We start from the raw sequence: 26,609 nt of genomic DNA on the forward strand, positions 1-26,609 counted from the left end.
AACCGCTGTTGTACCCGGGTTCACCCAGGCGGATCATGGGGAAGTGACCTCGCCTTCGTTCACCCCGCTCACGCCGCTCGCGTTCCTCGAACGGTCCGCGGACGTGTTCGCCGACAAGACCGCCATCGTCTACGGCGACCGGCGCGTCACCTACCGGGAGTTCGCCGCCGAGGCGACCCGGCTGGCGTCGGCGTTGCGCGCCATCGGCGTCGGGCCCGGCGACCGGGTGGCCTACCTGCTGCCGAACCTGCCCGAGATGCTCGTCGCGCACTTCGGCGTGCCGCTCGCCGGCGCGGTGCTCGTGGCCGTGAACACCCGGCTCGCGCCCGCCGAGGTCGCTCACATCTGCCGCCACTCCGGCGCGAAGGTCCTCGTCGTCGACGCGGGCCTGCACGCCACGGTCGCACCGGTGGTCGACGAACTCGGCGTCGACCACGTCGTCACGCTGACCGACCCCGCCTCCGGCGCGACGCCGGACGAACGGGTCGGCGGCAGCTCCTACGAGGACCTGCTCGCCCGCGGCAGTGACGACCCGCTGCCGTGGACGGTCGAGGACGAGCGGTCCACCATCTCGATCAACTACACGTCCGGGACCACGGGGTCACCGAAGGGCGTGATGTACCACCACCGCGGCGCCTACCTGAACTCGCTCGCGGAGATCATCCACTCCAAGCACTCGCCGTCGTCGGTGTACCTGTGGACGCTGCCGATGTTCCACTGCAACGGCTGGTGCACCACGTGGGCGGTCACCGCGATCGGCGGCACGCACGTGTGCCTGCGCGCCGTGGACCCCGCGGAGATCTGGCGCCTGCTCGACACCGAGGGCGTCACGCACCTCAACGGCGCGCCGACCGTGCTCGTGTCGATCGCCAACGCCAAGCAGGCGCACCCGATGAAGAACCCCGTCGTGATCACGACGGCAGGGGCACCGCCGAGCCCGACCGTCATCGGCACCATGAACGACCTCGGCGCGGAGATCGTGCACGTCTACGGCCTCACCGAGACCTACGGCCCGTACACGGTGTGCGAGTGGCAGGACGGCTGGCCCGCGCTCGACCCGGCCGAGCGCAACCGGTTGCTGGCCCGCCAGGGCGTCGGCAACCTCGTCACCGACGGCATCCGCGTGGTCGACGCGGAGAACAACGACGTGCCCCGTGACGGCAAGACGATCGGCGAGGTCGTCATGCGCGGCAACAACGTCATGACCGGCTACTTCGCCGACGAGGAGGCGACCGCGAACGCCTTCCGCGGCGGCTGGTTCCACTCCGGCGACCTCGGCGTCTGGCACCCGGACGGCTACATCGAACTGCGTGACCGCGCGAAGGACATCATCGTCTCCGGCGGCGAGAACATCTCCACCATCGAGGTCGAGGCGGCCATCGACGCCCACCCCGCGGTGCTCGAGGTCGCGGTCGTCGGCGTCCCGGACGAGAAGTGGGGCGAGCGGCCGAAGGCGTTCGTCGTGTTGCGCGAGGGCCAGGAAGCAACTGTGGACGAGATCGTGGCGCACACCCGCGAGCGCATCGCCCGCTACAAGGTGCCCGAGCGGATCGAGTTCGTCGCCGAACTGCCGAAGACCTCCACCGGCAAGATCCAGAAGTTCCAGCTGCGCGAACGCGAGTGGGGCGACCGGACCTCCCGCATCAACTGAAGTCCGCGATGTGGTCCTCGACCCACTGCCGGTAGGTCAGGGCCTTGCGGCCGAGCACCCGCTCGACGGTGTCGGCCACCGGCTCGGGGTTGGCGACCATGGCGGCGTGGCCGTCGACGATGCCCGGCATGTCGGGGAAGAGCTCGCGCTTGGCCGTGTCCGGGTCCAGTTCGACGAAGCGCAACGACCGGCCGAGCACGTCGCCGATGGTGGTCACCTGCTCGACCTGGGTGAGCTGTTCGGGACCGCTGAGGTCGTACGCCACGCCGTGGTGCCCGCCGGTGATGGCCGCGACGCCGACCGCGGCGATGTCGCGTTCGTGGATGAGCGCCCGCTTCGCGCCGCCGTGGAACCAGCGGACCTCGTCGCCCGCGCGGATCTGGCTTGCCCAGCCGAGCGTGTTGCCCGCGAACCCGCTGGGTCGCAGGAACGTCCACGGTGCGCCGGAGTCGGCGATGAACTGCTCCAGCTTGCCGTGCGAACCGAGGATCGCGTCCTTCGCCGGGTCCGCGCCGCGCGCCGACACGTAGACGATGTGCCGCCCGTGCTCGGCCAGCGCGGCGATCAGTTCCGGCGCCGCGTGGTCGGCTTGCAGGGTCGGGTAGACGAGGAACACCGCGTCCACGCCCGTCAGCGCCGCGCCGAGGCTCGCCGGCTCGGCGAGGTCGCCGCGCACGGCCTCGGGGAGGTCGGACGGCGTGCGGACCAGCGCGCGCACCGGGGCTCCGCTCGCACGCAGCAGGCGCAACGCCGCGCCACCGACTTTGCCGGTCGCGCCGGTAACCAAGATCGTCATGGCAGCCACGCTAAATGCTCGACATTGGTGGAGGTCAACCCGGCCGCGTTCAATTCGTGACCAAACTCGCGCAACCCTTCGATCGGATGGTTCCGTCCTCGCGGCATGGAACGAGTGAGTGGACTCTGGCGGCTCGGCACCGTGGCCGCCGTTGGTGTTGCCGGTATCGCCGTGGTGGTCGCGCTCAACAACGGCGGACCTGCGACGACACCGGGTGTCGCGGGACCGGTCGTGACCCGCGGGTCGATCAGCCTTGCGGGCTATGACAGTTGTGACGCCGCGCTGCAGAACTTACGTGAGGCCGCCAGACCATATGTCGGGCCGTACGGCTTCGGCGGCGAGTACGCGATCGCCGACTCCGGCGGCGCCGAGGTGGCGCCCGTGCCCGCACCGCGGGTCCCACAGGGGTCCGCGGCCACGCCGAACTCCGGCGAAGGCTCCGGTGATGCGAAGGCGGCCGCGCCGGAGCACTCGACCACGAACGTCCACGAGGCGGGTGTGGACGAACCCGACCTGGTCAAGACCGACGGCGCTCGCGTGGTGTCCGTTGTGGACGGAACGCTGCGGGTGGTCGACGCCGCGACGCACAAGCTGACCGGCAGCGCCAAGCTCCCCCAGGGCAACGCGACGGGTCTGCTGCTGGACGGCAACCGGGTGCTGGTCGTCCTGGGCGCGTACCTGGGCGACGGCGGGATCGCCAAACCGGCTCCGGGGCCGGACGGCGGCTACGTCGGTCCCTACGGCGGTGCGGCGTCCCTCGTGCTGGCCGACATCTCCGACGGCGTGCGGGTGCTCGGTTCGCTCGACATCGACGGTTCCTATGTGGACGCACGGCAGACCGGGCACGTCGCCCGCGTGGTGTTGCGGTCCGCGCCGACGCTCAAGTTCGACACGCCCGACGGCACCGCGAAGCCGAACGCCATGCGCGAGAACAACCTGCGCATCCTCGACGAGTCCACCATCGACGACTGGCTGCCCCGCTACGAGCTGACCTCCGGGTCCAAGACGACCAGCGGCCGCCTCGTCGACTGCGACGACATCAGCCACCCCGCCGACTTCTCCGGCACCTCGATGCTGACCGTGCTGACCTTCGACCTGACCGCTGAACTCGGCACCGGCGACCCGGTCTCGATCGTCGCCGACGGCGACACCGTCTACGGCACTGGCAAGAACCTCTACGTCGCCGACGACCACCACCTGCGGCCGATGCCTTACGGCGAGCGGTTCGCGCCGCAGGCCGAGAAGACGGTCATCTACCAGTTCGACACGTCCGGCCCGGGCAAGCCGCCGTACGTGGCGTCGGGGACGGTCAGCGGCAGCATGCTCAACCAGTACTCGCTGGGTGAGTTCGACGGCACGCTGCGGGTGGCGACCACGACCGGCACCGACAACGCCGTGTCCGTGCTGCGCCGCGACGGCGACCAGCTCGTGCAGCTCGGCCGGCTCGACGGGCTCGGCCAGGGGGAGCGGCTGCAGGCGGCGCGCTTCCTCGGCGACGTCGGCTACGTGGTCACCTTCCGCCAGACCGACCCGCTCTACGTCATCGACCTCAGCGATCCCCGCCACCCGCGCAAGGCCGGCGAGCTGAAGGTCAACGGCTACTCCGCCTACCTGCACGACGCGGGCGGCGGGCGGTTGATCGGGGTCGGTGCCGACGCCACCGACGGCGGGCAGCGCACCGGCCTGCAGGTCTCGGTGTTCGACGTGCACAACCCGAACGCACCGACCAGGGTCGCGAACTACACGGTGCCGCAGGCCTGGTCGCAGGCCGAAGTGGATCCGCACGCTTTCCTGTACTGGCCGAAGACGGGGACCATCGTGCTGCCGGCCACCAGCCCGGAGTCACCGGCCGAACAAGCGGTGGTGCTGCGCCTTTCCGGGAACACGCTCAGCCAGACCAGCACCCTGGCCCATCCCGGTGCCAACGGGCCGATGCAGCGCAGCATGGTGATCGGCGACGACCTGTGGACGGTGTCCGGCAACGGGATGCTCGTGAGCGCCCTGAACGGACTCCAGCAGCGGGCCTGGATCCCGTTCAGCTGACGCGAAAGGGCGGGGCCGTGGTGGCCCCGCCCTTGTCACGGTGCTGTCGATTTTAGGCATGGACCTCTACGACGTCACCGGGCTGCAGCTTGTTGTAGAAGATCACCGCGTCACCGTGTCCGAGGTGGACACACCCGTGCGAGGGCACCGCAAGGCTGCCCTCGTGGAACGCGACACCGGTATTGGTGAAGAACACCGAGTACGGCATCGGCGCGTCGTAGGCATCGCTCCAGTGGTCGATGTCCTTGTACTGCACCGTGAACGTGCCGGTCGGTGTCTCGTAGCCGGGGCGGCCGACGGTGGTCGGCTCCGGCCCGTAGGTGACCTTGCCGTCGTGCATCAGCCAGACCTCGGTCATGCTCAGGTCGAGGCACACGTCGGCTTTCGCGCTACACCCTGGATTCGCGGTCGTCGCGGCAGCGGAGGGTGCCGCGAGAACCCCTGCCGTCCCCACCGTGGCCACGGCCGCGGCAGCGATGGCGACACTGCGCAGCTTTCCCATGACTGGACCTCCCATCCGCTCGCGAACGAGCTCGTGTTTGGTGCTGCACAGCAGGAGTACCCGTTTTAGCGACCGGTCAATCACCTTCTGTCAAGATGACCGGCCCGTCCTCGGTGACGGCGATCGTGTGCTCGGCGTGCGCCGCGCGGCTGCCGTCGACCGTGGCCAGGGCCCAGCCGTCGGGCGCGGTGCGGTAGTCGTCCTCGCCGCCGGCCATGAACATCGGCTCGATGGCGAGCGTCATGCCCGGGCGCAACCGCATGCCCCGGCCCGGGCGGCCGTCGTTGGGCACCGACGGCGCCTCGTGCATCCGCCGTCCGATGCCGTGGCCGCCGAAGTCTTCCGGGATGCCGTAGCCCTTGGCCCGGCCGATCGCGCCGACGGCGTGGGCGATGTCGCCGATCCTGTTGCCCACGACGGCGGCCGCGATGCCGGCGTGCAGCGCCGCGAAGGTGTCGTCGATCAGCGTGCGGTCGGCCGCGCGGGGCGTGCCGACGGTGAAGCTGATCGCCGAGTCGCCGCACCAGCCGTCGAGTTCCGCGCCGAAGTCGGCGCTGACCAGATCGCCGTCGGCGAGCCGGGTGCGGTCGGGGATGCCGTGCACGATCACGTCGTTGACCGACAGGCAGAGCACGGCCGGGAACGGCGTCGGCGCGAAGCCGGGGTGGTAGTGGCGGAACGTCGACCTGGCACCGGCCTTGGTCAGCACGTCGTCGGCGACCTCGTCCAGCTCGGTGAGCGGCACGCCCACCCCGGCGTGCGCCCGGACGGCCGCGAGCGCGGCGGCGACCACGCGCCCCGCTTCCCGCATGGCCGCCAGTTCGGTGGCGGTTTTGAGCTCGATCATGCGGATAACTATACCGGTATTACTATGACAGTTATGGTGCGACCTCCGTTGAGCGAGTGGGAGCGGGAACGCGGCGAGGCGCTGGGCGCGGCCCTGCGCGCCGCCCGTGGCGACCGGAGCATGGTCGAGGTGGCCGCGCGGGCCGGGTTGTCCGTGGAGACGCTGCGCAAGATCGAACGCGGTCGCGTGCCGACACCCGCGTTCTTCACCGTTGTGGCCATCGCCGAGGCGCTCGGCGTGCCGCTGTCGGACCTGGTGTCTACCCAGGTCAGGCTGTCGGCCTAGCATTGTCGGCGGTCCCGCGACGGCAACCTTTCGGTGCACCGCGGGAACGACTCCGGGCGTGCGTGCGTTCGCAAGGAATGGAAGGTGCGCCCGAGCGGACCGGCCCTTGTGCGATCCTCGGGCCCGTGGTCATCGAGTTCGACGCCGAGTTGTGGGTGTGGGACGCCAGGCGCACCGACACCTGGACGTTCGTGCGGCTGCCGGCCGAGGAGTCCGAGGACATCCGCGAGGTCGTCGGCGACAGCGGGCGGGGCTTCGGCGCTGTCCGGGTCCGGGTGGTGCTCGGCGCCAGCGTGTGGCGGACGTCGGTGTTCCCGGACAGCGCCAGCGGGTGTTACGTGCTCCCGGTGAAGAAGGCCGTGCGCAAAGCCGAGTCGCTCGAGCCCGGCGATGTCGCCCGGGTCTCGGTCGAGCTCATCGACCTGTGAGCCGGCTCCACAGGAACTCGTAGGCCAGCGCCCAGCGGAACGCGATCTGCTCGTTGTCCGCCGCGGCTCCGTGCCCGCCCTCGATGTTCTCGTAGTAGCCGACGTCCTTGCCCGCCGCCAGCATCAGCGCCGCCATCTTGCGGGCGTGCCCCGGGTGCACGCGGTCGTCGCGCGTCGAGGTCACGAACAGCACCGGCGGGTAGTCGCCGTCCGCGCGGAACAGGTGGTATGGCGAGTACGTGCGCAGGTAGGCCCAGTCGTTCTCGTCGTCCGGGTCGCCCCACTCGGCCATCCACGACGCCCCGGCCAGGAGCTTGTGGTAGCGGCGCATGTCCAGCAGTGGCACCTGGCACACGATCGCGCCGAAGAGCTTCGGGTACACCGTGAGCATCACGCCCATGAGCAGCCCGCCGTTGCTGCCGCCAATGGCGCCGAGCTGCTCCGGCGTGGTGACCCCCTGGTCGACGAGATCCGTTGCCACGGCAGCGAAATCCTCGTACGCCCGGTGCCGGTTCTCGCGCAACGCCGCCTGGTGCCACGCGGGCCCGTACTCGCCGCCACCGCGGATGTTCGCGACCGCGTAGGTGCCGCCGCGGGCGAGCCAGCCGCGCCCGACGATCCCGCTGTACGAGGGCGTCATCGAGATCTCGAACCCACCGTAGCCGTTGAGCAGCGTCGGTCCCGGCCGGTCCAGGTTCTTGCCGATCAGGAAGTAGGGCACCTTCGTGCCGTCAGCCGACGTGGCGAACCGCTGCTCCACGCGCACGCCCTCGGCGTCGAACATGGCGGGGGCCTGCTTGAGCTGCTCCACGCCTTCGCCGACGACGCCGTAGGTCAGCGTCGTGGGCTGGACGAACGAGCTGGCCCCGAGGAAGTACTCGTCCCCGGTGTCCGGGTCGGTGTCGACGATGTCGACCACACCGAACTCGGGCGCGCCGGCGAGCGGCGCCCTGCTCCAGCCGTCGGGGCCGGGGGTGAGGACCTCCAGCCGGGCGGCCACGTCGCTGAGCGTGGAGAGCAACAGGTGGTTCTTGGTCCACGCGAACTCGTACAGCGAGCCGTGCCCGTCCGGCTCGTACAGCACGTCGAGGTCGCGTGCGCCGTCGAGGAAGGCGTCGAGCGGGCTCGCGAGCAGCGCACCGCCCGGGTACTCGCGCGTGCCGACCTGCCACGGCGTGCGCGTGGTGATCAGCAGCCAGTTCTCGTGCAGCGTGATCTCCGCGTCGTCCGGCACGTCGATGCGGGTGAGCGTGCCGTCGTCGGCGAGCAGGAACTCCTCGGAGCTGTAGAAGCTCGGGTGCCGGCCGACGACGGTGCGCTCGAAGCCGGGCGTGCGGTCGCGGTAGGCGTGCACGGAGACGTCGGCGGGCTTGCCCTCGAAGACGACGGGCGCGTCCTCGATCCGGGTGCCACGCCGCCATTGCCTTGCGGTGCGCGGGTAACCGGAGGTCGTCATCGAGCCTTCGCCGGTGTCCGTGCCGACGAAGAGGGTGTCCTCGTCGAGCCAGCGCACCTGTGACTTGGCCTCCGGCACGGTGAAGCCGTCCTCGACGAACTCGCAGACCTCCAGGTCGAACTCGCGGACGACGACCGCGTCGGCGCCGCCGCGCGACAGCATGACCATGGCGTGGCGGTGATCGGGTCGCAGCGTCGTCGCGCCCTTCCAGACCCAGTTCTCGTCCTCCTGCGCGCTGAGCGCGTCGAGGTCGAGAACCACCTGCCAGTCCGGCTTCTCGGTCCGGTAACTGTCCAAAGTGGTCCGGCGCCAGAGCCCGCGCGGGTTCGCCGCGTCCTGCCACAGGTTGTAGAGCCAGCGGCCGCGGCGGGTGACGTAGGGGATCCGGTCGTCGGCGTCGAGCACCTCGCGGCTGCGATCACGCAACTCGGCGAACCGGTCGGTGCCCGCGAGCACGGCCGTCGTCGCGTCGTTGCGCTCGCGCACCCAGGCCAGCGCCGCGTCGCCGGTCACGTCTTCGAGCCAGAGGTAGGGGTCTTCGGTCACCTGACCAAGTCTGCCAGGTTGACATGCAAGTATTTACTTGCCTATTGTGGTGGACGTGCTGGACAACGAGGAACGGATGGCGCTGGTGTTCAAGGCGCTCGCGGACCCGACCCGCAGGCGCCTGCTCGACCGGCTGCACGCCGACAACGGGCAGACGCTGAGCGCGCTGTGCCGTGACCTCGCGATCACCCGGCAGGGCATCACCCAGCACATCGCCGTGCTGGAGGCGGCCGAGCTCGTCTCCACCGTGCGGCGCGGCCGGGAGAAGTTGCACTACCTCAACCCGGTGCCGCTGCACGAGATCCACGACCGCTGGATCGCCCGGTTCGAGGTGCCCGAGCTGGCCGCCTTGAGCGGCCTCAAGAGAGGACTGGAACACATGACCACGAACACGTCCGCGACCAAGCCCGCGATGGTGCACGTCACCTACATCAGGTCGACCCCCGGCCAGGTCTGGGCGGCGCTGACCGACCCCGAGGCGACTGCCGCCTTCTGGGGGCACCGCAACGTTTCCGGCTGGAAGGTCGGCGATTCCTGGCAGCACGTGCGCCTCGACGACGGTGGCGTCGACATCGACGGTCGCATCCTCGAGGTCGACCCGCCGCGCAAGCTCGTCCACGCGTGGGCGGCACCCGGGACCCTCGGCGACCCCGCACGCGAGTCGACCGTCACCTTCGACATCGAGCCGGTCGCCGACGGCAAGGCCGTGCGCCTGGTCGTGACGCACGAGAACCTGCCCGACAACGAGCTGACCGGCACCAACGAGGGCTGGCAGATGGTGCTGGCGAGCCTCAAGTCGTACCTGGAGACCGGTGAGCCGCTGACCGTCTGGGCCTGAGGATCCGGGGGAGAACCCGAAGGTCCGGCGGCGAGCCTGCCGGGTGGTGGGGGACCGCCCGGGTCCGGCAGGCTGATCGGCATGTGGCAGGGCATCGCGGTCGACTTGCGTGCCGTGCTCGGCGTGCCCTTCACCCGCCGGGCCGGCCGCGAGGCACTCGCTGCCCTGCTCACGGCACCGTTGGTGCTTCTGGGGTTCGCACTGATCGTGCCGCTCGTGGTGGCGACCGCGGTGCTGTCGCTGACCGTGCTCGGGATGCCGCTGCTCGCCTTGGTGGTGCGAGCCGCGCGAGCGACCGCCGGCCTGGATCGGCGGCTGGTGCGCGGGTTGCTGCGCCACCCGGTGACCGACCCGGCGCCGCTCCCGGCCGGCACCGGCCTGCTGTCGTGGACCGGCAACCGGTTGCGTGACCCCGTTGGCTGGCGGGCCGTCGGCTACCGGGCCCTCGCGGTGGCGCTGCTGCCGATCACCGTCGTGGTGCCGTTGCTGTTCTGGTTCTACGCGCTGGCGCTGGTCACCTCGCCCCTGTGGTCCTGGCTCGTGGCCACCGAACCCGGCCAGACCGTGCTCCCGCTGTTCGACCTGCCGGTCGACTTCACCGGTGAGGGCTACCAGCTGCTGCGGTGGGCGCTCGGGCTGCTGTTGCTGTACTGCGCGCCCCTGGTCACCCGGCTCGCGGTCGTGCCGACCACGGTGCTGGTGTCGTCGCTGCTCGGGCGCACCGGGCTTGCGCAACGGGTCGCCGACCTCGAGGCGGGCCGCGCGGTGCTGGTCGACGACGCGGCCGCCCGGCTGCGGCGCATCGAGCGCGACCTGCACGACGGCACCCAGGCCCAGTTGGTCGCGTTGGCCATGCGTCTCGGCATGGCCAAGGAAACCCTCGACGCCGAGGTGGTCGACCTCGACCGGGCCCGCGAACTCGTCGGCACGGCGCACCAGTCGGCGAAGCAGACCCTGGTGGAACTGCGGGACCTCGCGCGCGGGATCCTGCCGCCGGTGCTGGACTCCGGCCTCGACGACGCGCTGGCCACGCTGGCCGCCCGCAGTCCCCTCGCGGTCTCGCTGGACGTCGTCGTCCCGGTCCGGCCACCGGCCGCGGTGGAGACCATCGCGTACTTCTGCGTTGCCGAGTTGCTGACCAACGTGGTCAAGCACAGCGGCGCCGACCGCGCCGACGTGCGGGTGACGCAGGCCGGCGACCGGCTCGTGGTCGCGGTGTCCGATCCGGGTCGCGGCGGCGCGAGCGCGACGGCGGGCGGGGGCCTGCGCGGGCTCGACGGCCGGGTCGGGGCCGTGGACGGGAACCTGCTGGTCAAGAGCCCGGCCGGAGGTCCTACCGTGGTGACCGTGGAGCTGCCGTGCGCATCGTGATCGCCGAGGATTCCGTTGTGCTGCGCGATGGCCTGGTGGAGCTGCTGACCGCGCGCGGGCACGAGGTCGCCGATTCCGTCGGCAATGCCGAGGCGCTGCTCGCGGCCGTCGCCACCCATGCCCCCGACGTGTCCATTGTGGATATCCGGATGCCGCCGACGCACACCGATGAGGGACTGCGGGCCGCGATCGCTCTGCGGGAACGGGATCCCGGCGCACGGGTGCTGTTGTTCTCCCAGTACGTGGAGACCAAACACGCGGCGCGGTTGCTGGCTGGTGGCGCCGAAGGGCTCGGCTACCTGCTCAAGGACCGGGTCGCCGACGTCGCCGACTTCGTCGCCGCGCTGGAGCGGGTGGCGGCCGGGCAGACCGTGCTCGACCCGGAGGTGGTGTCCCAGCTGTTCGGCGCGAGCAGGTCCAGCGCGCTGGACACGTTGACCCGCCGCGAACGCGAGGTGCTGGACCTCATGGCGCAGGGCCGGTCGAACTCCGGCATCGCGACCGAGCTCGTGCTGAGCCTGGGCTCGGTCGAGAAACACGTGACCAGCATCTTCGCCAAGCTCGGCCTGCCACCGGCCGACGGCGACCACCGCCGGGTGCTCGCCGTGCTGAGCTACCTGCGCGAGACCTAGCGATTCAGTCGCGCCACCCCGACATGGCGATGCCCTTGGCGACGTCGACGCGGAAGCCGAATGTGATCTCCGTGCTCTGACCGGGATCGAGGGGCAGCTTCCAGGTCAGCTCGCCGAGGTCGGTGCGCTCGGCCGGTTCCGGCGAGATCCGCACGTCCCGCAGCTCGATGCCCTCGTGCACGGGCACCGGCAACTGGTCGACCACGGTGACCTTCGCGGGCCGGCCGGTGTGGTTCGCCACCTTGATCCGGTACTCGGCCTCCTGCCTGCGCGCGGTGCCCAGCACGGACTTGCCTGCCTTGCGGCGCACCAGATCCCGCTCGACACGCACCCGGTCGTCCACGCCGAGGGTCAGCTCGAGCTCCTCGCCCGGCGCCCACGGCTCGAGCCGGGTGCTGCCGACGAACTCGGCGTCGTGGAACAGGGCGGCCCGGCCGGGCAGCAAGGCGTGGTCCGAGCCGTTGGTGACCGTGGCCCGCAGGTAGACGTCCTGGCTGCGCAACGGCACCGCCACGTGGTCGAGCGTCGCGTCGAGGTCGACCACCGCGACCATCGTCCGGTGCGCGGTCCCGTCGGCGGGCACCGCCACCGGCCGGTTCGGCCGGTATGTGGTGGCCACCGTGCCGTGCTCGGCCTCGGCGACCGCGGTCTCCATGACCGGCGCGGCCGCACCATAGGCGTCGGCGGCGACCGCGGCTGCGGTCATGGCCATGCGTTGCATGCGCGGGGCGGCCGGCGCTCCGGGTGCCGGGGGCGGCGCGGCCTGGTCGAGGTACCACGGGTCGAGCTCGGGGATCGACTTCGTCCCGGCCGGGCGCGCGGTCGAGAGCTGCAACGGGCACTCCGGCCAGTCCTCGCCGGTGCTCTGGGTGATCATGGCGAACCAGGTCAGCCGCAACGACTGCCCTTCGAGGCGAAGGTCGTAGCTCGGCGTCCAGCTGGCTCCACCGACCACATAGGACACTTCGAGCTCGACGTCGCCGTCCTGCGCCACTTCCAGCTCGACCGCCACGGCGCACCGGTCCGGCTGCTGCCCGTGCTGCCCGGAGAGTTCACGGACGACCTCGTCGTGCTCCTCCTGGATGCGCCTGCGGCGGTCGGCGATGTCCCGCCGGCGCCCCAGCACGTCGGAGAGCTGGTCACCGAGCCGGTCCGCGAGCCCGGACAGGGCGACGGGCTCGATCGTCTGCCGCGCGAACGCCTTGGCGTAGGTGCTGCCCGACTTGCGCACCACCTCGCCGATCAGCTCGGCCCGCGACTGCTCGACGGTGTCCGCGTCTTCCAGCTCGAGCAGCGCCCGGCTCAGCGCGTCGCGCCGGTCGGTGAGCTCGGCGATGCGGGCGTCGGGCGTGCGCGGGTTGCGCTGGGTCAGCACGTCGACCCCGGACACGGTGGCCGCGCCGAGACCGTTGACCCGCACGGAATCCCGGTCGAGCCCGAGCGGCAGCCCGCCGACCAGGACCGTGTGCCTGCCCGAGGTCAGCGCGATGCCGCCGCGCCTGGTGACGCGCGCCTGTCCGGGGTAGACGGTGACGGCGATGATCGTCGTGTCGAGCTCTTCGGAAGTGGCCACACGACGAGATTAGCCGTGAGTTGTCCACAGCCACCCAGTTATCCACAGATCGCCGTCGTCACCGAATTTCGCCCCCGCGAGCCGCCACCCTGGAGGCATGACAGCACTCGACCCGCTCGACCCCATCCTGCGCGCCCCGGTGAAGCTCCCGGTGCACGACCACGGCCTGGTGGCCGCCACCGTGCCGCACCTGCTCGGTTTCCACCCGTCCGATTCACTGGTGTTGGTGACCCTCACCGACCGCGATCCGCCTGGCATAGGCGTCACCGTGCGGGTCGACCTGCCGCCGCCGTGGCACGCCGAGCTGGCGGCGCGGTCCCTGGTGGAGCCGTTGGTGGTGAACGACGTGGGCGCCGCTTCGCTGATCTTGGCCGGCTCGTCGCGGGAGGATCCGGACACGCCTCGAGGCGGGTGGACCGGGCCCGACGAGACCGGGCCGCCGCACCGGCCGTTGGTCGCCGCCTTGAGCCGGGAGCTGGCGGAGGCGGGGATCGACGTGCTGCACGCGTTGTGGCTGCCTCGGTACGAGGCCGGGCAGACGTGGTGGTGCTACGAGGATCCGGAGTGTTCTGGCCAGTTGCCGGATCCTGGGAGTACCCCGCTGGCGGTGGCGTCGGTGGTGGCCGGGGACGTCACCTATCGGGATCGCGAGGAGCTGGCCGCGACCTTGGCGCCGGTGCCTTCGTCGACCTTGCGACGGACGGCGGTGTTGCTGTCCGGCCGGCCACCGGACGCCGTGCCTGCGCAACCGTTGTCGTTGCTCCTGGATGCGATGGCCGATGCCGACGAACTGGTCGGTGCCGATGCCTGTGCGCGGGTGGCCGAATTGATTTGCGCGTTGTGGCCACCCGACGTCCGGACGGCATGCCTGACCATGGCGATCGACGAGCGTGCACCCGGGGCGGAGCGGCTGTGGACCGCGTTGACCCGGGCCGCGCCTGCGCCCTGGCGAGCCGAACCGGCTTGCCTGTTGGCGGTGAGCGCGTATGCGCGAGGTGCCGGCGCCCTGGCTTCGATGGCCACGGCGGTTGCGTTGGAGGCGGATCCAGATCACGGCTTCGCTTCGTTGCTGGACCAAGCGCTGCGGCTTGGCTTGCCCCGCAACGAGGTTCGCCGAATGCTCACCGAGCTTGCTGCCGGCAACCCGCCGTAATGGTTTCGGAGCTGGTGGGTTGCGCAGTTCGAATTAGCCCTCAACCTCGGGCTCGATTGTTCAATGCGCTGAGGGGCGGTCTGCTTGGTCGCCCTGGGATTTGCGTTGCCGGGCGACTATGTGTTTGGCGTGGAAGGAGACGAGTTCATTGTCCTAGTTGAACCGGCGGCAACGTTGCTGCTGTGCTCGCACCGCGACCTTTGGCCCGTAACCGAAATAGCTTGCCCGGCGCGGCGGCCGTGCGGGTAAGCCGTGTCAAGGACCAGACCATCTTCGGGAGGATACTGATCAATTCCCAAACTGAACCGCCATCGGTGGCGCGCCCCGGCCAGGCGCGCGCCTCAGCCAGTCCGTGCCCAGCCAGGCCTGTGCCCCAGTTCTGCGACCGGTGCCGGTCCCGTCTCGTGGTCACGGCCAGGCTGGCGCGGTGACCAGGGCCGGGCGGCTCGCTACTGGGCGTGGCGCGCCTGGGTGAACTGCCACGCGTCGCGGACCATGGTGGCCAGGTCGGCTCGTTCGGGCTTCCAGCCGAGCTGGTCGCGGGCGGCGTCGCTGGCGGCCACCAGCACCGCCGGGTCGCCGGGTCGGCGCGCGGCCATCACCGTCGGGATCGGGTGGCCGGTGACCTCGCGGCACGTCTCGACCACCTGGCGGTTCGAGAAGCCGGTGCCGTTGCCCAGGTTGTAGATCCGGTGCGTGCCGGGCGCGGCGTGCTCCAAGGCCAGCAGGTGCGCCTCCGCCAGGTCCAGCACGTGGATGTAGTCGCGCACGCAGGTCCCGTCTTCGGTCGGGTAGTCGTCGCCGAAGAGTTGGAGTTGGTCGCGGGTGCCGGCCGCCACCTGCAAGACGATCGGGATGAGGTGGGTTTCGGTGGTGTGGCGTTCGCCGTAGGCGCCGTACGCACCAGCCACGTTGAAGTAGCGCAGGCTCACGGCGCCGAGGCCGTGGGCGGTGGCATAGGAGGTGATCGCATGGTCGATGGCTAGCTTCGTCGCGCCGTAGGTGTTCGTGGGGCGCGTGGGCGCGGTCTCGGGGATCGGGACCTGCTCGGGCTCGCCATAGGTGGCCGCGGTGGAGGAGAAGACGAGGCGGGGCGTGCCGTGCTTGCGCATGGCGGCGAGCAACCCCAGCGAGGTGACGACGTTGCCTTCCCAGTACTTGGCCGGGTCCTGCATGGACTCGCCGACCAAGGACTTGGCCGCGAAGTGCAGCACGCCGTCGAAGCCCTCGGCGAGCAGGTCGTGGGCCACCTCGGCGGCATCGCCCTGGACGAAGCGGGACCCGGCGGGAACGGCGTCGCGGTGGCCGGTCGACAGGTCGTCGACCACGACCACCTCGTGGCCGGACTCGACCAGGCGCTGGGCGCACACGCTGCCGATGTAGCCGGCCCCACCCGTCACGAGCAGCTTCATGTCCTCGATCTCGCCTTTCCTCACTGGTCCCGGTGCGCACCGGCGGACGGCGCCGCCGTGAACAGGCGCGGCGCGCCGAATCGGTGCCGGGAGAACGCCGATGTCACGGCCTCGCTGACCGTGTCGTGCCGGTCGAGCGGGACCAGGGCGATCGCCGAGCCGCCGAAGCCGCCGCCGGTCATCCTGGCACCCAGGGCGCCGGCGTCGAGCGCCGCCTCCACCGCCACGTCGAGCTCCGGTGCCGACACGCGGTAGTCGTCGCGCAGGCTGGCGTGCGAGGCGGTCAGCGCCGGGCCGATGTCGCGGTAGTCGCCGGCGTCGAGCAACGCGACAGTCTGCTGGACGCGCTCGTTCTCGGTCACCACGTGGCGCACGAGCGGGACCAGGTCCGCGGGCAGGGCATCGAGCGCGCTGTCCAATGCGGACGCGTCGATCTCGCGCAGGCTCGCGACCGACAGCAGCTTCGCGGCTCGCTCGCATCCGGCGCGCCGTTCACCGTAGGCGGAATCGCCGAGGGAGTGGTGCGCGCGCGTGTCGATCACCAGCACCTCGAGGTCGGCCTGGGCGGCGTCGAAGGGCACCTGACGCATGGCGAAGGAGCGCACATCGAGGAACAGGGCGTGCCGTGGCGCGCAGCAGAGCGACGCCGTCTGGTCGAGCAAACCCGTTGGGGCGCCGACGAAATCGTTCTCCGAGCGCTGCACCCAGCGCGCCACGGTGACCCGGTCGGGCCTGTCGTCGCACTGAGTGCCGCCGGTCTCGGGCACGTCGACCCCGGCCAGGCCGAGCAGGGCGAGCGCGACCGCGCACTGCAACGCGTGCGACGACGACAAGCCCGCACCCGCGGGCACGTTGCCGGTGATCACCAGGTCGGCACCGGGAGCCACGGCGTCGGGCATGGTCTCGCGCAGGACCCACGCCACGCCGCTCGGGTAGGCGGCCCACCCGGACACGCTCCCCGGCGCGAGCGACTCGATGGCCACCGGCTCGGCACGCTGGGGCTGGCCGTCGTCGCCGATCGTGGTGACGCCGAGGCGGCCGTCCGTGCGTGGCGCGGCGGCCACCGCGATCCGGTGGGGGAGCGCGAACGGCAGGACGAAGCCGTCGTTGTAGTCGGTGTGCTCGCCGATCAGATTGACCCGCCCAGGGGCGGACCACACGCCTGCGGGCGGCCCGCCGAGGAGCGCGCGGAACCCGTCGGCGGCGCTGCGGACGACCTTGGTGGCGGCCGGGGTCACGTGGCGAGCACGAGCACGGCGTGCGAGACGTGGACGGACAGGTTCACCGTGGTGCCCTGGCCGCTCACGTCGATGCCGTTGCGATCGCCTCTCGACGGTCCGACCTGCACGGTGTTGCCCGGCACGACGCCGGCGCTGCGCAGCTCCGCCATCAGGTCGGGGTCGAGCTGCACGTGCTCGGCGATCCGGCGTACCTCGACCTTGCCGCCGCCCCGGCGGGCCACCTCGTCGATGCGGATGAGGCCGGACTCGGCCGGCGGCGCGGGCTCGCCCTCGCCCAGCTCGTCGAGGCCGGGGATCGGGTTGCCGTAGGGCGAGGTGGTCGGGTGGCCGAGCAGCTTCACCAGCTTGCGCTCCACGGCCTCGCTCATCACGTGCTCCCAGCGGCACGCCTCGCTGTGCACCTGCTCCCACTCGAGCCCGATGATGTCCACGAGCAGCCGTTCGGCCAGGCGGTGCTTGCGCATGACGGCGATGGCCAGCGAGCGACCCTTCTCGGTCAGCTCGAGGTGCCGGTCGCCCGCGACGATCACCAGGCCGTCGCGCTCCATGCGCCCCACCGTCTGGCTCACGGTCGGACCGCTCTGCGTGAGCCGCTCCGCGATACGGGCGCGCAGCGGCGTAACGCCCTCTTCCTCCAGCTCGTAGATCGTGCGGAGGTACATCTCGGTGGTGTCGATCAGCTCGTTCACGCCGTCCCCTTACGTCGCTTCCATCCTAGTCCGCGACCCCGACGAGCCCGATCGGCCAGGATGGACACATGAACGCCGCGCCGCTGCCGCTGATTTCCCCCGCCGACCTCGCCGCGCTGCTCGACGGCCCGCAACCGCCCACCGTCCTGGACGCGCGGTGGCGTCTCGGTGGCCCACCGGGACGGCTCGCCTACGACGACATCCACGTGCCGGGCGCGGTGTACCTCGACCTCGACACCGACCTCGCCGCGCCGCCCGGGGCGGGCGGGCGCCACCCGCTGCCCGACCCGGGGCAGCTGCAGGCGGTGCTGCGGGCCGCGGGCGTGCGCCAGGACCACCTGGTCGTGGTCTACGACGACCGCGACGGGTCGATCGCCGCGCGGGCCTGGTGGCTGCTGCGCTGGGCTGGGCACGCGCAGGTGCGGGTGCTCGACGGCGGGTTCACCCGCTGGCACGACGAGGGCCTGCCGGTCACCCCGGAGGTGCCCGAGCCCGTGCCCGGCGACGTCGTGGTGCGGCCAGGTCACATGCCGGTGCTCGACGCCGACGCGGCGGCGGTGCTCGCCAAGGAAGGCGTGCTGCTCGACGCTCGCGCACCCGAGCGCTACCGCGGCGACGTCGAGCCCATCGACCCGCGGGCCGGGCACATCCCCGGTGCCCGCAACGCGCCGTTCGCGGCGCACACCGGCGCGGACGGCCGGTGGAAGCCCGCCGCCGAGCTGGCCGAGCGCTTCACGGCGCTCGGCGTGTCGTCCGGCGCTCCGGCCGGCGCCTACTGCGGCTCCGGCGTGACCGCGGCGTCGGTGGTGTTCGCGATGGAGGTCGCCGGCGTGCGCACGGCCGAGGATCCGGCCGCGCTGTACGTGGGGTCGTGGTCGCACTGGTGCACCGACCCCGGTCGGCCGGTCGCCACCGGCGACCAGCCGAACTAGGGTTCGACCATGGGCGACGGCAGCACGGCGGCGGTGGTGTGGGACAAGGGCTTGCTCGCCTACGACCTCGGCGGCGACCACCCGTTCAACCCGGTGCGGCTGGAGCTGACCATCCGGCTGGCCAAGGCGCTCGGCGTGCTCGACGGCGTGGAGCTGCTGGTGCCCGAGCCCGCGTCCGACGACGAGCTGGAACGCATCCACGACGTCGGCTACGTGACCGCCGTGCGCGAGGCGCCCCTGGTCGGCTGGGACCTGCGCCACGGCCTGGGCACGGCGGACAACCCGGTGTTCGACCGCATGCACGAGGCGACCTCGCTGGTGGTGGGCGGTTCACTGCTCGCGGCCGAGAAGATCGCCTCCGGCGCCGTGGACCGGGCCGTGAGCATCGCGGGCGGGCTGCACCACGCCATGCGCGATCACGCGGCCGGGTTCTGCGTCTACAACGACGTCGCCGTGGCCATCTCCTGGCTGCTCGACCACGGCTTCGACCGCATCGCCTACATCGACGTCGACGTCCACCACGGCGACGGCGTGCAGGCCGCGTTCTACGACGACCCGCGGGTGCTGACGATCTCGCTGCACCAGCACCCGTCGAGCCTCTGGCCGGGCACCGGCCTGCCCACCGAACTGGGCAACGGCGCGGCCGAGGGCACCGCGGTCAACATCCCGCTGCCGCCGGGCACGAAGGACCCGGCGTGGCTGCGCGCGTTCCACGCCGTCGTGCCGTCGCTGCTGGGCACCTTCCAGCCGCAGTTGCTGGTCACGCAGTGCGGCGTCGACTCGCACGACGAGGACCCGCTCGCCGACCTGTCGCTGTCGGTGGACGGCCACCGCGCCATCTACCGGGCGTTGCGTGAACTGGCGCAGAAACACGCGGGCGGGCGCTGGCTCGCCGTCGGCGGGGGCGGCTACCAGCTGCTCCGGGTGGTGCCGCGGTCGTGGACGCACCTGATCGCGACCGTGCTCGACCGCGACGTCGACCCGAGCGTCTCGGTGCCGTCGGAGTGGCTGGACCCGGTGCGCGAGCTCGCCCCGCGCGCCGTGCTGCCGGTGACCATGGGGGAGGACAAGGACACCGCGTTCCAGCCGTGGGGCGACGGCGCGGGCCTCGCGGTCGACAAGGCCATCGCCGACGTGCGGCGGGCCGTGTTCCCGTTGCACGGCCTCGATCCCGACGACCCCAGGGACTGAGCGCGGTGAGTTCCCCGGAGAAGCCGGACCCGTACGACTACCCACGCGCGTGGGAGGCCGACGTCGTGCTGTCCGACGGCGGCACCGTCCACATGCGACCGATCACCCCGGGCGACGCGGACGCGTTGCTCGCCTTGCACGGCAGGCTTTCCGAGCGCACCCGCTACCTGCGCTACTTCGGCCCGTACCCGACCTTGCCGGCCAAGGACCTCGAGCGGTTCTCCACGATGGACCACCACGACCGGGTGGCGTTCGCCGCGTTGCTGGGCGGCGACATCATCGCGGTCGGCCGCTACGAGCGCATCGACGGCGGCGACTCCGCCGAGGTCGCCTTCCTCGTCGAGGACGCCCACCAGGGCCGCGGCCTCGGCTCGATCCTGCTCGAGCACTTGGCGGCGGCCGCGCGGGAACGCGGGCTGCGCCGCTTCGTGGCCGAGGTGCTCGCCGAGAACGGCAAGATGGTGCGGGTCTTCCGCGACGCCGGCTACCAGGTCAGCCGCGCCTACGAGGAAGGCGTCATCCACCTGGAGTTCGACATCGACCCGACCGAGGAATCGGTGCGGGTGGCCTACGCCCGCGAGCAGGCGGCCGAGGCACGCAGCGTCCACAACCTGCTGCACCCCGGCTCGGTCGCGGTGATCGGCGCGTCCGCCGAACCGGGCAAGGTCGGCCACGCCGTGCTGTCGCACCTGCTCGAAGCGGACTTCGCGGGCCCGGTCTACCCGGTCAACGCCGAGCGCCGGTCGGTGCACGGCGTGCGGGCCTACCCGACGGTGCTGGACATCCCGGATCCGGTCGATCTCGCGGTGGTCGCCGTGCCGGCCGAAAGCGTCGACGAGGTGGTCGACGCCTGCCTGACCAAGAACGTCAAGACGCTGGTGGTCGTCTCCTCCGGGTTCGGCGAGACCGGCCCGCACGGGCGCAGCGCCGAACTCCGCCTGGCCGCCGAGGCGCGCGCCCACGGCATGCGGGTGGTCGGCCCGAACGCCCTGGGCGTGCTCAACACCGACCGGGCCGTGCGGCTCAACGCCTCGCTCGCACCGCGCCTGCCCGCCCGCGGCCGCACCGGGTTCTTCTGCCAGTCCGGCGCGCTGGGCGTCGCGATCCTCGCCGACGCGGCCGAGCGGGGGCTCGGCATCTCCACCTTCGTCTCCGCGGGTAACCGCGCCGACGTGTCCGGCAACGACCTGTTGCAGTACTGGGAGACCGACCCGGCGACCGATGTCGTGCTGTTGTACCTGGAGTCGTTCGGCAACCCGCGCAAGTTCGCCCGCCTGGCCCGGCGGCTGGCCCGAACCAAGCCGATCGTCGCGGTGAAGTCCGGGCGCAACCTGACCCTGCCCGCGCTCGCCGCCACCTCCGTGCCGGTCGACGAGACCAGCGTGCAGGCGCTCTTCGAGCAGGCCGGGGTGATCCGGGTCGAGTCGCTCGACCAGCTCTTCGACACCGCGCTCGTGCTCGCGCACCAGCCGCTGCCGCACGGCGGCCGGGTCGGCATCGTCGGCAACTCCTCGGCCATCGGCCTGCTGGCCGCGGACGCCGCGCTCGCCCAGGGCCTCGAGCTGGCGGGCGAGCCGGTGGACATCGGGGCGCAAGGGGATCCCGGGGCGCTGGCGGCGGCGGTCCGCGACACCCTGGCCCGCGACGAGGTCGACGCGCTGATCGTGGTGTTCGTGCCGCCGGTCGCGATCCCGGGCAGCGCGTACGCCCGCGCGCTGCGGGACGCCGTCGCCGGCCTGCCCAGCCGCGGCAAGCCGATCGTGTCGACTTTCCTTGCGGCGGAAGGCATTCCGGCGGAACTCGCGATCACCGGCGATGACGGCGAACCGCTGCGCGGGTCGATCCCGTCGTTCCCCGGCCCCGAGCGAGCGGCGCTCGCGCTCGCGCGTGTGGTCCGGTACGCACGCTGGCGTTCCGCGCCGCAGGGCGAGTACGTCCGCCCCGACGGCATCGACCCCGACGGTGCACGCTCCCTTGTGGACAGTGTGCTGGAACGGGGCGGCGGGGAGATGTCCGATGCCGACGTGGTGCGCCTGCTCGGCCACTACGGCATCGAGGTCGTGCCCTACCGCGTGGCCGGCGACGCGGACGCAGCAGTGGCCGCCGCGGCCGAGCTCGGCTACCCGGTCGCGGTGAAGTCGCTCGGCGGCTCGCCGTGGCAGCGCGGTGAGATGATCGCGGTGCGTCTCGACCTCGCAGGTGAGGACGCGGTGCGCACCGCGTACGACGCCTTGCGCGCGGCCACCGGCACCGACGAGGTGTACGTGCAGTGCATGGTGCCCGCCGGCACCGCGTGCACCATCGGCCTGCAGGACGACCCGTCGTTCGGCACGCTCGTCTCGTTCGGACTGTCCGGGATGGTCAGCCTGCTGCTCGGCGACCGCGCGTACCGCGCCGTCCCGGTCACCGACACCGACGCCGCTTCCCTGGTCCGTGCGCCGCGGGCCGCGCCCGTGCTCACCGGGTACCGCGGCAGCGACCAGGTGGACCTCGACGCGCTCGCCGGGCTGGTGCTGCGGGTCAGCGCGCTCGCCGAGGACCTGCCCGAGGTGCGCTCGCTGGTGTTGCAACCGGTGCTCGCCTCGCCGTCCGGTGCGCACGTCACCGGCGCGCGGGTGATCGTCGGGCCGCCGCCGTCGCGCCACGACGACGGGCCCCGCCGCATGCGTGACGTCACCGCGGCCGGGTGATCGGAAAAAGTCGCGAACCGCGTGCAACCGGTCACCGTGCGGAGCCCGTCCTCTGCACATGAAACGCCACATGACTCGACTGACGATGGCAGTTGGCGCAGGCGTTCTGCTGGTGCTCGGCAGTGCTTGCGGCAGTTCACAAGGGACGAACGCGCAACCGGCGCCGCAGGCGCCCGCGACGACCCAGGCACCGGCCGGCACACCCGATCGACAGCCGGCCCGGACGCCACCAGACGGCGCCAAGCAGCTGCCCGCCAAGCAGGTCGACTACTCGAAGCTGCCCAAGGGTTTCCCGCACATGGTGTGGCTGGACGGTGACGGCAAGACCATCGGCGCCGTCGCCCAGGAAGGCGGCTGCGGCCGTGCCTCGGCCGAGGTGAGCGACGAGGGCGCCGACAAGGTGATCCTGACGCTGGTGGAGACCCAGCCCGCGAAGCCCCGCCCGTGCACGATGGACCTGCGCTACCCGAAGGTGACCACGCAACTGGAGCTGCCGCTGGGCAACCGCACGGTTGTCGTGCAGCACACCGAACGCAAGGCATAAGCAGACCTCCCTCCCTGGTGCCCGGCCGGACGTGCCCCCCGGCCGGGCACCGTCACGTCTGCCGCCTGATGCAACCGAACGGGTGGCGAATACCGTCCTTGAACCATGAAGACGATCGTGCGTTTGCTGCCCGTGGCCGCAGTGGCGTTGGCGCTCGCGGCCTGCGGTTCACCGGACAACGGCACCGCGGCGCCCGCCAACGCCGGGAACACCACGAGTTCGTCGGCGCAGGCGCCGTCTTCGGTGACGCCGGCTCCGCCGACCTCCGGCAACGGCATCGCGCCGGGTGAGCCGGACCCGAACGGTGGTTCGAAGCGCCCGGGTGGGAACGCGCCGGGCGTGGTCATGGTCCTGCCGGCGAGCCAGGTCGACACCAAGGAGCTGCCGAACTTCGGCAAGGAGCCGCAGGTGTCGATCGGCGACGGCGGCCGGACCCTGCGCATCACCATCGGCAACGCGACCGGCTGCGCCACGATGCAGGGTGTGGTCAAGCAGCAGAACGCCGACGGCGTGTGGATCGCGCTGGTGCCCATGGACACCCCGCAGGGCGGGGAGCGCTGCGCCGAGTCGATGAACCAGAAGCCCGCCCTGGTGCGCCTCGACGCGCCGCTGGACAAGCGCGTGGTTCACCTGTCCTCGAGCTTCTGAGGTCAAGCGAGCCGCTGGAACCAGGCGCGGTAGCGGGTCACCTGGCCGTGCAGGGCGGCCGGATCCCGCTGCCGCGCCCCTGCCAGCCTTGGTTGCGGGGTGCGGATCAGGATCTCGTGGATGATCGTCCAGTAGAGGACGGACGCGGTGAGCGCGAAGCGCGTGCCCCCAAGGAGTTCGGCGAGCTCGTCGCACCGTTCCGGGTGCTCGGCGAAGACGTCGAGCGAGGTCGGATGCGCGCACAGGTAGGCGTGGTCGAGCGCTGGATCCCCGAGACCTGAGTACTCCCAGTCGACGAGCACGCGGCTCGCGGGGGTCACCAGCAGGTTCGGCGGGCTCGCGTCGCAGTGCACCAGCGTCGGCCGCGTCGGGTGCGTGGGCTTGGCGAGCAACCGGTCGGCTGCCTCGTGCAGTGGCGCGGCGACCTCTGCGGGCAGCTCACTGAGCCGCCGCTTTCCGCGCCGCAGCAAGGCAACCGCGTCCGAGGCGGGGTACGGCGGACGCAGCCCCTTCGGCGTGTGCTCATGGACCACGGCCAGCATTTCGGCGGTCTTGTACGCGTCGGCCCAAGTCGGCCCTGGCGCCTTGCCGTCGACCCACGACGTGATGAGCGCGGTCACCGGCGCGCCGCTCGGCGCCACCACCAACGCGATCGGTTCGGGCGCGAGACCCGACCCGGCGAGCGCGGCCAACGCGTCGTGTTCGCGCTGACCGCGTTCGCGCTCGTCGATGGGGGAGAGCTTGATCGCCAGCGGCTCGCCGTCCCGCTCGGCCCGCAGGACCACACCGTTGCCGCCGCTGGCGCGGACCTCGATCGACCCGTCACCGGGCTCGCCGCGCCAGCAGGTCACCGCCTGTTCGGCGAGTTCCCGCACCCCGCTGCCCTCAGCGGCGGAAGCTGATCTGCAGGGTCGGCTGGGAGGTGCCGGCGAAGAAGTCGTTGCCCTTGTCGTCGACCACGATGAACGCGGGGAAGTCCTCGACCTCGATCTTCCACACGGCTTCCATGCCCAGCTCCGGGTACTCGAGCACGTCGACCTTGCGGATGCAGTCCTGCGCCAGCCGGGCCGCGGGTCCACCGATCGAGCCCAGGTAGAACCCGCCGTGCGCCTGGCACGCCTCGGTGACCTGCTTGGACCGGTTGCCCTTGGCCAGCATGACCAGCGAGCCGCCCGCTGCCTGGAACTGCTCGACGTAGGAGTCCATCCGCCCGGCCGTGGTCGGCCCGAACGACCCCGAGGCGTAGCCCTCGGGCGTCTTCGCCGGCCCGGCGTAGTAGACGGGGTGGTCCTTCAGGTACTGCGGCATCGGCTCGCCCGCGTCCAGGCGCTCCTTGATCTTCGCGTGCGCGATGTCGCGCGCCACCACCAGCGGGCCGGTCAGCGACAGCCGGGTCTTGACCGGCAGCTCGCTCAGCGTCGCGCGGATCTCGTCCATCGGGCGGGTCAGGTCGATCCGGACGACCTCGTCGGAGAGGTGCTCGTCCTCGACCTCGGGCAGGTACTGCGCCGGGTCGCGCTCCAACTGCTCCAGGAAGACGCCTGCGGGCGTGATCTTGGCCTTGGCCTGCCGGTCGGCCGAGCACGACACGGCGACACCGACCGGGCACGACGCGCCGTGGCGGGGCAGCCGGATGACGCGCACGTCGTGGCAGAAGTACTTGCCGCCGAACTGCGCGCCGATGCCGAACTGCCGCGTCATCTCCAGCACCTGCTGCTCGAGGTCGACGTCGCGGAACGCGTGGCCCAGCGCGGAGCCCTCGGTGGGCAGGTTGTCCAGGTACCGCGCGCTCGCGAGCTTCGCGACCTTCAGGTTGAACTCGGCGGACATGCCGCCCACCACGATCGCGAGGTGGTACGGCGGGCACGCCGACGTGCCGAGGCTGCGCAGCTTCTCGTCGAGGAACTTCGCCAGCCGGTTCGGGTTGAGCACGGCTTTCGTTTCCTGGTAAAGGAAAGTCTTGTTGGCCGAGCCGCCGCCCTTGGCCATGAACAGGAACTCGTAGACCGGGTCGGTGCCAGGCTTGCTGTAGAGCTCGACCTGCGCGGGCAGGTTCGTGCCGGTGTTCTTCTCGTCCCAGAACGTGACCGGCGCCATCTGCGAGTACCGCAGGTTCAGCTCCTGGTAGGCCTCGAAGATCCCGCGCGACAACGCTTCCTCGTCGGTGCCACCGGTCAGCACGGACTCGGTCCGCTTCCCGATGACGATGGCGGTCCCGGTGTCCTGGCACATGGGCAGCACGCCACCGGCGGAGATGCACGCGTTGCGCAGCAGATCCGTTGCCACGAAACGGTCGTTGGCGCTGGCCTCGGGATCGTCCACAATGGCCCGTAGCTGGGCCAGGTGCGACGGGCGCAGCAGGTGCTGGATGTCCTTGATCGCTTCCTTGGCCAGGCGCGTCAGCATCGCGGGCTCGATCTCCAGGAACGTCCGCCCGGCGGCCTCGACGGTCTTGACGCCTTCCTCGCTCACCAGCCGGTACTCGGTCTTGGTGTCGGGCCCGATGGGCAGGACGTCGGTGTACTGGAAGGTGGTGCTCACAGCCCGCGGACTCCCTTTGGCGCAGTCAGTTCGACGGTTGGGGACGTTACTCGCCGGGTTTTGGGTGGTTGGCGGGTGTGGTGCGAGCGTGTCAGGTGGGCGAGCACGTGGGGGGCGCTGGTGCGGGCGGCGCATGGGAGGCGCGTGTGTGGGGCTGCCTGTGACGGCCTGGCGTGCTTCGTGGGTGCGAGCGTGTCAGGTGCGGCGAGCGTGTGGGTGGGTTCGGTTTGACACGGGGACCCCCACGGCGGCCAGCAAGCGCGGAACAAGGGGCAGGCGGTGCTGCCCTTGCTTGCCGGACAGCGTATGGCCGCCGTGCCCCGTGTAAAACCGAACCCAGCTGGATAGCTTTGGCCTGGCCTCGGGGCTGGGTTCGAGGGGTCGGCAGCCCGTGGGACTTGGTCGACAGGCAGGCCCGCGGTGCCGGAACGAGGGAACACGCCAGGTCGGAACGGGGGACACGCCGGGCGTGAGTGTGGGACACGCCCTGCCGGAGCGGGGGACACACCTGGCGGGAAGAGGGGACACACCCGGTCGGAAGAGGGGACACGCGCGGGGGCTGGGGGCGGCTCAGCCGTCGGCCGACTGGGCGGGTGGCGG

At 71.5% G+C, this 26,609-nt stretch carries 23 protein-coding genes; 13 read left to right on the plus strand and 10 right to left on the minus strand.

All coding sequences use genetic code 11. The annotated features are described in order from the left end of the window. The first annotated feature begins 43 nt into the window (after positions 1 to 43). Positions 44 to 1,651, plus strand: coding sequence for an acyl--CoA ligase family protein (locus EV186_RS33855; RefSeq protein WP_133853573.1), 1,608 nt, complete (start codon positions 44 to 46; stop codon positions 1,649 to 1,651). On the opposite strand, the gene EV186_RS33860 is transcribed toward EV186_RS33855, so the two are convergent. Next, the gene (locus EV186_RS33860) at positions 1,644 to 2,447 is read right to left on the minus strand and encodes an SDR family oxidoreductase (protein ID WP_133853574.1); all 804 of its coding nucleotides are present in this window, start codon (positions 2,445 to 2,447) and stop codon (positions 1,644 to 1,646) included. The genes EV186_RS33855 and EV186_RS33860 overlap by 8 nt on opposite strands. Before the next feature lie 105 nt (positions 2,448 to 2,552). On the opposite strand from EV186_RS33860, the gene EV186_RS33865 reads away from it, so the two are divergent. Next, positions 2,553 to 4,490, plus strand: coding sequence for a beta-propeller domain-containing protein (locus EV186_RS33865; RefSeq protein WP_133853575.1), 1,938 nt, complete (start codon positions 2,553 to 2,555; stop codon positions 4,488 to 4,490). Between the two features lie 52 nt (positions 4,491 to 4,542). On the opposite strand, the gene EV186_RS33870 is transcribed toward EV186_RS33865, so the two are convergent. Both EV186_RS33870 and map read right to left on the minus strand, forming a co-directional pair. After that, complete coding sequence (locus tag EV186_RS33870) at positions 4,543 to 4,992, minus strand: L,D-transpeptidase (RefSeq protein WP_133853576.1); 450 nt, start codon at positions 4,990 to 4,992, stop codon at positions 4,543 to 4,545. 76 nt (positions 4,993 to 5,068) lie between these two features. Then, complete coding sequence (map, locus tag EV186_RS33875) at positions 5,069 to 5,839, minus strand: type I methionyl aminopeptidase (protein WP_133853577.1); 771 nt, start codon at positions 5,837 to 5,839, stop codon at positions 5,069 to 5,071. A gap of 33 nt (positions 5,840 to 5,872) precedes the next feature. Here map and EV186_RS33880 point away from each other — a divergent pair, with 33 nt between their 5' ends. Both EV186_RS33880 and EV186_RS33885 read left to right on the plus strand, forming a co-directional pair. Beyond that, positions 5,873 to 6,124, plus strand: coding sequence for a helix-turn-helix domain-containing protein (locus tag EV186_RS33880; protein ID WP_133853578.1), 252 nt, complete (start codon positions 5,873 to 5,875; stop codon positions 6,122 to 6,124). A 125-nt stretch (positions 6,125 to 6,249) separates the two neighbouring features. Next, positions 6,250 to 6,552 carry a DUF1905 domain-containing protein gene (locus tag EV186_RS33885; protein ID WP_208115916.1) on the plus strand — a complete coding sequence of 101 codons (303 nt, stop codon included), beginning with the start codon at positions 6,250 to 6,252 and terminating at the stop codon, positions 6,550 to 6,552. On the opposite strand, the gene EV186_RS33890 is transcribed toward EV186_RS33885, so the two are convergent. Beyond that, positions 6,539 to 8,554 (minus strand): prolyl oligopeptidase family serine peptidase, encoded by a 2,016-nt coding sequence (locus EV186_RS33890; RefSeq protein ID WP_133853579.1) that lies wholly within the window; start codon positions 8,552 to 8,554, stop codon positions 6,539 to 6,541. The two genes, EV186_RS33885 and EV186_RS33890, sit on opposite strands and share 14 nt — an antisense overlap. A gap of 55 nt (positions 8,555 to 8,609) precedes the next feature. Between EV186_RS33890 and EV186_RS33895 the strand changes: the two genes are divergently transcribed. The 3 genes from EV186_RS33895 to EV186_RS33905 all read left to right on the plus strand — a co-directional run bounded on the left by EV186_RS33895 (position 8,610) and on the right by EV186_RS33905 (position 11,395). Next, positions 8,610 to 9,392, plus strand: a complete 783-nt coding sequence (locus tag EV186_RS33895) for an ArsR/SmtB family transcription factor (protein ID WP_341815928.1) — start codon at positions 8,610 to 8,612, stop codon at positions 9,390 to 9,392. Positions 9,393 to 9,473: 81 nt separating this feature from the next. Beyond that, on the plus strand, positions 9,474 to 10,763 hold the full coding sequence (locus tag EV186_RS33900; RefSeq protein ID WP_133853580.1) for a sensor histidine kinase: 1,290 nt from the start codon (positions 9,474 to 9,476) through the stop codon (positions 10,761 to 10,763). Beyond that, positions 10,751 to 11,395 (plus strand): response regulator, encoded by a 645-nt coding sequence (locus EV186_RS33905; RefSeq protein WP_133853581.1) that lies wholly within the window; start codon positions 10,751 to 10,753, stop codon positions 11,393 to 11,395. The genes EV186_RS33900 and EV186_RS33905 overlap by 13 nt, the downstream gene beginning before the upstream one ends. Before the next feature lie 4 nt (positions 11,396 to 11,399). Here EV186_RS33905 and EV186_RS33910 read toward each other — a convergent pair whose 3' ends face one another. Continuing rightward, the gene (locus tag EV186_RS33910; RefSeq protein ID WP_133853582.1) at positions 11,400 to 12,968 is read right to left on the minus strand and encodes a mucoidy inhibitor MuiA family protein; all 1,569 of its coding nucleotides are present in this window, start codon (positions 12,966 to 12,968) and stop codon (positions 11,400 to 11,402) included. A gap of 97 nt (positions 12,969 to 13,065) precedes the next feature. On the opposite strand from EV186_RS33910, the gene EV186_RS33915 reads away from it, so the two are divergent. After that, on the plus strand, positions 13,066 to 14,121 hold the full coding sequence (locus tag EV186_RS33915; RefSeq protein WP_133853583.1) for a DUF4192 domain-containing protein: 1,056 nt from the start codon (positions 13,066 to 13,068) through the stop codon (positions 14,119 to 14,121). A gap of 449 nt (positions 14,122 to 14,570) precedes the next feature. Here EV186_RS33915 and galE read toward each other — a convergent pair whose 3' ends face one another. From galE to EV186_RS33930, 3 genes are read right to left on the minus strand one after another with little or no spacing between them, the layout of a single operon-like run. After that, a complete protein-coding gene (galE, locus tag EV186_RS33920; RefSeq protein WP_133853584.1) occupies positions 14,571 to 15,533 on the minus strand; it encodes a UDP-glucose 4-epimerase GalE in 963 nt (320 codons plus the stop codon). Between the two features lie 20 nt (positions 15,534 to 15,553). Then, the gene (galK, locus tag EV186_RS33925) at positions 15,554 to 16,771 is read right to left on the minus strand and encodes a galactokinase (RefSeq protein WP_133853585.1); all 1,218 of its coding nucleotides are present in this window, start codon (positions 16,769 to 16,771) and stop codon (positions 15,554 to 15,556) included. Beyond that, positions 16,768 to 17,463: an iron-dependent transcriptional repressor DtxR gene (locus EV186_RS33930; RefSeq protein ID WP_133853586.1), complete on the minus strand. Its 696-nt coding sequence runs from the start codon at positions 17,461 to 17,463 to the stop codon at positions 16,768 to 16,770. The genes galK and EV186_RS33930 overlap by 4 nt, the downstream gene beginning before the upstream one ends. Before the next feature lie 68 nt (positions 17,464 to 17,531). Here EV186_RS33930 and EV186_RS33935 point away from each other — a divergent pair, with 68 nt between their 5' ends. The 5 genes from EV186_RS33935 (at position 17,532) to EV186_RS33955 (ending at position 23,468) form a co-directional block, all read left to right on the plus strand. After that, entirely contained in the window at positions 17,532 to 18,395 is an 864-nt protein-coding gene (locus EV186_RS33935; RefSeq protein ID WP_133853587.1) for a sulfurtransferase, read from the plus strand. A 9-nt stretch (positions 18,396 to 18,404) separates the two neighbouring features. Further along, positions 18,405 to 19,586, plus strand: a complete 1,182-nt coding sequence (locus tag EV186_RS33940) for an acetoin utilization protein AcuC (RefSeq protein ID WP_133853588.1) — start codon at positions 18,405 to 18,407, stop codon at positions 19,584 to 19,586. A gap of 5 nt (positions 19,587 to 19,591) precedes the next feature. Then, positions 19,592 to 22,276, plus strand: coding sequence for a bifunctional acetate--CoA ligase family protein/GNAT family N-acetyltransferase (locus tag EV186_RS33945; protein ID WP_243754440.1), 2,685 nt, complete (start codon positions 19,592 to 19,594; stop codon positions 22,274 to 22,276). Positions 22,277 to 22,361: 85 nt separating this feature from the next. Further along, positions 22,362 to 22,820, plus strand: coding sequence for a hypothetical protein (locus tag EV186_RS33950; RefSeq protein ID WP_208115917.1), 459 nt, complete (start codon positions 22,362 to 22,364; stop codon positions 22,818 to 22,820). A 105-nt stretch (positions 22,821 to 22,925) separates the two neighbouring features. Further along, positions 22,926 to 23,468: a hypothetical protein gene (locus EV186_RS33955; RefSeq protein ID WP_133853590.1), complete on the plus strand. Its 543-nt coding sequence runs from the start codon at positions 22,926 to 22,928 to the stop codon at positions 23,466 to 23,468. A 2-nt stretch (positions 23,469 to 23,470) separates the two neighbouring features. On the opposite strand, the gene EV186_RS33960 is transcribed toward EV186_RS33955, so the two are convergent. Both EV186_RS33960 and EV186_RS33965 read right to left on the minus strand, forming a co-directional pair. Then, the gene (locus tag EV186_RS33960; RefSeq protein ID WP_133853591.1) at positions 23,471 to 24,343 is read right to left on the minus strand and encodes a phosphotransferase family protein; all 873 of its coding nucleotides are present in this window, start codon (positions 24,341 to 24,343) and stop codon (positions 23,471 to 23,473) included. A gap of 10 nt (positions 24,344 to 24,353) precedes the next feature. Next, positions 24,354 to 26,009 carry a fumarate hydratase gene (locus EV186_RS33965; protein ID WP_243754441.1) on the minus strand — a complete coding sequence of 552 codons (1,656 nt, stop codon included), beginning with the start codon at positions 26,007 to 26,009 and terminating at the stop codon, positions 24,354 to 24,356. Between the last annotated feature and the right edge of the window lie 600 nt (positions 26,010 to 26,609).

Origin of the sequence: Labedaea rhizosphaerae (genome assembly GCF_004362825.1) — a bacterium.
GTDB lineage: Bacteria > Actinomycetota > Actinomycetes > Mycobacteriales > Pseudonocardiaceae > Labedaea > Labedaea rhizosphaerae.